This window comes from Mycobacterium simiae, assembly GCF_008370645.1.
Classification (GTDB): Bacteria; Actinomycetota; Actinomycetes; order Mycobacteriales; family Mycobacteriaceae; genus Mycobacterium; species Mycobacterium simiae_A.
In genome coordinates, this window is the sequence record NZ_VTZN01000662.1 from 1 (window position 1) to 242 (window position 242).

Sequence of the window (242 nt, forward strand, 5' to 3'; positions counted from 1 at the left end):
GAGGGATTGGCGGCGCGGCTGGCCGGTCAAACCGCCGAACAGCAACTGCATACCCTGACCACCATGGTGGCCAACGCCGCCGCTATCGTGTTGGCCCACCCCGACCCGGCCGCGCTCGACGCCGACCGACCCTTCAAAGACCTGGGCATCGACTCACTGACCGCCCTAGAACTACGCAACACCCTGAGCCGAGAGACCGGGCTGAAACTTCCCGCAACCCTGATCTTCGACCACCCCACCCC

General features: G+C 66.1%; 1 protein-coding gene. It reads left to right on the forward strand.

Going from position 1 to position 242, the window contains the following annotated elements:
* Nucleotides 1–242: acyl carrier protein (locus tag F0Q45_RS27300; protein ID WP_149656737.1), on the forward strand; the 242-nt coding region annotated here is incomplete at both ends.